The 6,384-nt window shown below is 35.4% G+C and carries 5 protein-coding genes and 1 pseudogene; 2 read left to right on the top strand and 4 right to left on the bottom strand.

From position 1 onward, the window contains the following. Window positions 1-747: 747 nt before the first annotated feature. Entirely contained in the window at window positions 748-1,125 is a 378-nt protein-coding gene (locus B7692_RS06435; protein ID WP_084930249.1) for a YwiB family protein, read from the bottom strand. A gap of 71 nt (window positions 1,126-1,196) precedes the next feature. On the opposite strand from B7692_RS06435, the gene B7692_RS06430 reads away from it, so the two are divergent. Next, window positions 1,197-2,501, top strand: coding sequence for an HD domain-containing protein (locus B7692_RS06430; protein ID WP_045607053.1), 1,305 nt, complete (start codon window positions 1,197-1,199; stop codon window positions 2,499-2,501). A 12-nt stretch (window positions 2,502-2,513) separates the two neighbouring features. Beyond that, window positions 2,514-3,320: a sugar-phosphatase gene (gene yidA / locus B7692_RS06425; protein ID WP_084930248.1), complete on the top strand. Its 807-nt coding sequence runs from the start codon at window positions 2,514-2,516 to the stop codon at window positions 3,318-3,320. Window positions 3,321-3,556: 236 nt separating this feature from the next. Here the strand turns inward: yidA and B7692_RS06420 are convergent, their stop codons facing one another. The 3 genes and pseudogenes from B7692_RS06420 to B7692_RS11260 form a co-directional block, all read right to left on the bottom strand. Next, entirely contained in the window at window positions 3,557-4,771 is a 1,215-nt protein-coding gene (locus tag B7692_RS06420) for an MFS transporter (RefSeq protein WP_084930247.1), read from the bottom strand. Window positions 4,772-4,923: 152 nt separating this feature from the next. Continuing rightward, a complete protein-coding gene (locus tag B7692_RS06415; RefSeq protein WP_084930246.1) occupies window positions 4,924-5,790 on the bottom strand; it encodes a helix-turn-helix domain-containing protein in 867 nt (288 codons plus the stop codon). A 273-nt stretch (window positions 5,791-6,063) separates the two neighbouring features. Then, a pseudogene (locus B7692_RS11260) lies at window positions 6,064-6,245 on the bottom strand (helix-turn-helix domain-containing protein); the annotation flags it as partial. Window positions 6,246-6,384 lie beyond the last annotated feature (139 nt).

Raw genomic sequence — 6,384 nt, 5'->3', positions numbered from 1 at the left:
TATTGCTCAACTTGACGAAGAAAATGGTCTGGCAGAACGAGTTCGTCTAGCGTGTAAAAACCAACTTGATTGCGGTTGTAGTCTAGATTTTCTTTGTGAAACATAGGGAATACCTCTTGGAAGACAAAGAGCCTTTTTGGCGTCTATTTTTTCCAAAATATTTTATTCATTATTTACCAATCTATTCTATCCAAAACTCTGAATTCGATAAAAATAAAAAGGGATATTCATTGTCCCTTTTATAAATTTTTAGATCTTGAATTGTCAAATTAAGCCAAATATTCACCTCTATTTTGATCTTTACTTTCGCTCTTTTCAGCGTCGAATCTCTTCTCAAAATTCAAGACTATCTTTCCATACATGTCTCCATATCCCTTTTTTGTTGTTATTACTTTTAATATAAAAGGATAATACTAGATAAGTGCCCCATACTTGTAGATTGATATTATACTCTTGATAACTCATAAATCAATCAATTCACACCTGATTCTCTGGGCAGAGATAATAATGGTAGCTTGAATCATAATCAAAATTGCTAGCTCTCAAATCCACTCTACTCATTTGAAACTAGTAAGTATAAGGGGAGACAGGAACTATACTTAGCTTTAATAAATAATGGGCTATGGAATAGTTATTGTAACCTTAGTCTGCAAAATATAAATGTCTCAGATGCTTAAAATGTCAAGAAAAAGCCTAATTTCATGCACATTCCCAGCTTCGTCACTATAACCTAGTCCCCAGTCATACTTATCCCCAAGTAATTTCCAATTGATAGCTGGCAAAGGGATGTCCCTCTTGATTTTGTAGTTGATAATCTAGCTCAATCTTTTGCCCATCTACTTGATAATGGCTCGTTTGGATGATAAACTCCTGCATGCCCATAGGTGTAGGAATATAGGCTAAACTATCACTATCCTTTAGAAAGCGCATAATGGTCTTGGGATTGGAAAATCGGCTCATCACCAGTTCTTGACCATAAAATTTAATAACCACTTTTTCCTTTTCCTCATTATAAAAAAGCAGGTAGCTATAATCTCCTTTTTCATGCACTTCCACGTCATAGAGCTGATCAATCACTTCCAACTGCTCATCAAACTGAATCCTATTTCGCATCCGAATCTTCACATCAGGTCCTCTTTCTTATCTCTTGTCCTACTATTTTACCAAAAACTCTAGCTTTTTGCTATAATGGTCATATGAACGAAAAAGTATTCCGTGACCCAGTTCACAACTACATCCATGTCAATAATCAAATCATCTATGACTTGATTAATACAAAAGAATTTCAGCGTTTGCGCCGTATTAAGCAACTGGGAACTTCCAGTTATACCTTCCACGGTGGGGAGCACAGCCGCTTCTCTCACTGTCTTGGAGTCTATGAGATTGCACGACGCATCACAGAGATTTTTGAAGAAAAATATCCTGAAGAATGGAATCCTGCCGAGTCTCTCTTGACCATGACCGCTGCTCTCCTACATGACCTCGGGCATGGTGCCTACTCCCATACTTTTGAACATCTCTTTGATACAGACCATGAAGCCATTACTCAGGAAATCATCCAAAGTCCTGAAACGGAGATTCACCAAGTCCTGCTACAAGTTGCGCCAGATTTTCCAGAAAAGGTTGCCAGTGTCATTGACCATACCTATCCTAATAAGCAGGTCGTGCAGCTCATTTCTAGTCAGATTGATGCAGACCGCATGGACTATCTCTTGCGCGACTCCTATTTTACTGGAGCATCCTATGGGGAATTTGACCTGACTCGCATCCTCCGAGTCATTCGTCCTGTCGAAAATGGTATCGCCTTTCAGCGCAATGGCATGCATGCCATCGAAGACTACGTCCTCAGCCGTTACCAGATGTATATGCAGGTTTATTTCCACCCAGCAACACGGGCCATGGAAGTTCTCCTGCAGAATCTTCTCAAACGGGCTAAGGAACTTTATCCAGAAGACAAGGACTTCTTTGCCCGAACTTCTCCACATCTCCTGCCATTCTTTGAAAAAAATGTGACCTTGTCTGATTATCTGGCTCTGGATGATGGTGTGATGAATACCTACTTCCAACTCTGGATGACCAGTCCTGACAAGATTTTAGCAGACTTATCACAGCGCTTTGTCAACCGCAAGGTCTTTAAATCCATTACCTTTTCACAAGAGGATCAAGACCAACTCGCCAGCATGAGAAAATTGGTCGAGGACATTGGCTTTGATCCCGACTACTATACTGCCATTCATAAGAACTTCGACCTCCCTTATGATATCTATCGTCCCGAATCTGAAAATCCACGGACACAGATTGAGATTTTACAAAAAAATGGAGAACTGGCCGAACTCTCTAGCCTGTCTCCTATCGTCCAATCCCTTGCTGGCAGTCGCCACGGAGATAATCGCTTTTATTTTCCAAAAGAAATGTTGGACCAAAACAGCATCTTTGCAAGCATTACCCAGCAATTTTTACACTTGATTGAGAACGATCATTTTACTCCAAATAAAAACTAGAAGAGGAAATTTATGAGTATTAAACTAATCGCCGTCGATATCGACGGAACCCTAGTCAATAGCCAAAAGGAGATTACTCCTGAAGTCTTTTCTGCCATCCAAGATGCCAAAGAAGCTGGTGTCAAAGTCGTGATTGCAACTGGCCGCCCTATCGCAGGTGTTGCCAAACTTCTGGATGACTTGCAGTTGAGAGACGAGGGTGACTATGTTGTGACTTTCAATGGTGCCCTTGTCCAAGAAACTGCTACAGGACATGAGATTATCAGCGAATCCTTGACTTATGAGGATTATCTGGATATGGAATTTCTCAGTCGTAAGCTCGGTGTCCACATGCACGCTATTACCAAGGACGGTATCTATACTGCCAATCGCAATATCGGAAAATACACAGTGCACGAATCAACCCTCGTCAGCATGCCCATCTTCTATCGTACACCTGAAGAAATGGCTGGCAAGGAAATTGTCAAATGTATGTTCATCGATGAACCTGAGATTCTGGATGCTGCGATTGAAAAAATCCCAGCAGAATTTTACGAACACTACTCCATCAACAAATCTGCTCCTTTCTACCTCGAACTCCTTAAAAAGAATGTAGACAAGGGTTCAGCCATCACTCACCTAGCTGAAAAACTCGGATTGACCAAAGATGAAACCATGGCGATCGGTGACGAAGAAAATGACCGTGCCATGCTGGAAGTCGTTGGTAACCCAGTTGTCATGGAAAACGGAAATCCAGAAATCAAAAAAATCGCCAAATACATCACCAAAACAAATGATGAATCCGGCGTTGCCCATGCCATCCGTACATGGGTACTGTAAAATAATATGAATATAGAAAAAGCACTCCAGAAATTAGAGATACTGTACTGACCCCAAAAGTTAGACAGAAAAAATCTTACTTTTGGGGTGCAGTTCAAGATTCAGTATTTTTGGTCTATAGTTCTATCCCCTAAATAATTATTAAATCTGAAAAAGGTAGTACATTATGTAAAACCTTTTTCATTTTTTTATTTTACTACGAATTAATATTATTTTTTCTAATGATAATTAACCCACTAATCTTCCTTCATAAATATTGCAGTTCTTTTCTTAGTTAGCTTTTTTTCATAACTCTTTATAAGAATAACCAATAAACTACTTAGTAATCCCAAAATAACTAGACTTAATCTCGGGTTTAAAAGCCAATTAAAATAAGCAGCCAGTATCCCTCCAAAAGGAGCAAAAATGGTAGCTATTACAAAAGAACTAGAAAGTATCTTTCCAATATTATACACAGTACTTTCTTGCTGCTGTATTGTTGTAATCGAAACAGAAGCTATTGTAATTAGTCCGCTCAAAATTGAATAACAAATTCCAAAAAATATCCAATTTTCTACTATTCCACTCGCCATAATGACAAGTGGGATGGTTGCCATTGATATATTCATCAATATAAAAGCATCCTTCTTATTCAAAAAAGTAGAAAGAAAGGTTACTGCTATCAAACTTCCAAATCCAGCAATTGAGTAAACAATCCCAACAAGACTATTTGATAATTTTAATTGATCCTGTAAATAATAAATAATCGTTGCATTGAAGCCTAGCATAGCGATATTCACAACAATAGTAAAGAGTAAAGAAATCCTCAACTTAATATTTGTAAAGTTCTCTTTAAAACCTACAAAAATTTCTTTTATATCATCATTACCATTCTCCTTGTGTTCTTGATCTGGAATATATGAAATTAGTATTGAAAGAAATAATAACAAGAAAGAAGCACTATTAATAAAAAAAATGCTATTAATATTAAACTTTAACATTAGTACCCCTGCTATAGCTGGAGAAATTAATTTTGAAATAGTTCGGACACCTTGAAACTGAGAATTATATTTTTGCAATTCTTCCTTCTCAAATAAGGCAGGAGTAATGACTGAGAATCCTGTTTGAAAAAGTGTCGAAAATAAAGGTATCAAAAATGCAATAACATAGTAAAAAAATATAGAAACTGAATATTTAGATAATATCGGTATTACACTACATAATAATGCAGGTATTAATGTAGACCATAATAGTATTTTTTTCTTATTGAAATTATCTAATAAGTAACCCATAACGAATCCCAACAAGAATTGAGGTAACAATTCAATAATCACCATTCCTCCCATTGCAAAAGACGAATGAAATTCTTGGTAAATTAAGATTGGAAAAGCAATTTTCTGAAATCTATCTCCAACATTTGATATAAACTCACCAAAAGTAATTGTATAAAACGTTTTCTTGTTGATATTCACAGCGTTCTTTCCTTTTATTTTTTGCCTTTAGTTTAGCACTTCGATGTTATTATGTCAATTGTTTTGATAATATTTTTTTATTTATTTTTATTAAATACATATTTGTATTATTTTGGATTAAAAAAACGATGCTTAATTGAACATCGTCTTTACTATTCTGTTATATCTGCAATGTAATGCTCGATTTTAAGAGCCATTGACATATTTCCCTCAAGCTTATATAGAAAATAAGCCGTTTCAAAGTACTCTTTTACTGAAACTTTAGAAGAAAAATTCTTACTGACATTTCCCATCAATAAATACAAATCAGCCAAAAGATATGTTGTTCTATACGTCTTACATTGCTTTATCGTATCTGTGATTTTAGTAATAGCTTCTTCAGTATTATTCTGCAACCATAGGTAGCGACAAACATTATAATTAAATTTAATAGAAAGGTTTAATTCTTCGATTGTGTTTAACTTGAGTTGATTTACTTGACACTCTAACTCTTCTCGAATTTCATTAAAGCTCTCTAAATCTTCAATATCATAATAAAAATTAAATAGAGTATTTGAAACTTGAAGGTAGAACAGGTCAGTTACATTTAACTGAGACAGTACCTTCTCCAATCTTGCCACAGCCTCCTCTTTTTGCCCATAGAAATAAAAATCTATAAGAGATTTTATCCACTCCATATAAAACTTATCTACTAGAGACAAGCGATGTGCCTTTACACTCTCTAACTCATATATATATTTCAAAGACTCATAATTTCGATTTGTGATAAATGCCTGGGCTAACTTTTTAAACTCTGATAACTCATCAATCTCTTCTACAATCTGCTCATTAAAAAAATAATCTACACTAACTTTTAACTTCTTAGACAGAGCATATAAAAAGTCTGCTCCAGGAGTAAATTCTCCATTCTCTAATCGACTAATCTGTCCCTGTTTACATATCCCCTCAGCCAATTCTCGCTGAGACATTTTTAATTCTTTTCGTTTATTTTTTAATCTTGTTGCTAATAGTGTGCCCACGTTTGCATTTTCCTTTTCTATTCGATTTCAATTTCAATTGTAACATGATTAAATTCTAAATACAAATTAATAAACCAAAAGATACAAATTATATATAAGAAATGACTAGATAGGTTATTTTTGAAAACCTATCCCTTCTTCTTTTGAAATTTTCTTACTTAAACGATTAATAAACGTATTCACTTTAAATGGATTAGATATTAGACTATCATGTTTAAATTTTGTTATTAATATATTTAACAGACCACAAATAGTCTTTTACAACATATCACATTCAGGGGAATAATAACGATTTTCCCCATTTTTTAGGCTCTCTATTTCATAACAATCAATTCATTTTATCACATACCTTAGCCCGAAAAATCCACACCCAATCTTTTTGAAAGTTGTTTAAAGCTTTGTACTTGCTTTCTAAGTTCATAGATTTGAACTTTATCATCATATGTTAATTTCATAATCATGACCACCCGTCAAACGGGTGGTTTGTCCCAGGGCTATAAGCCCAAATTACCAGCCAGCGCCTAAAGACGCTGGCTTTCACTTTGTTCAAGCCTTATTGCTCTTGACTCGTCACTTGCCTCTCAAAGAGGCTTT

This window comes from Streptococcus mitis, from assembly GCF_002096925.1.
Taxonomy (GTDB): Bacteria; Bacillota; Bacilli; order Lactobacillales; family Streptococcaceae; genus Streptococcus; species Streptococcus mitis_AF.
The sequence above is the reverse complement of the archived record's forward strand: the minus strand, read 5'-3'. Positions and strand labels throughout refer to the sequence as shown.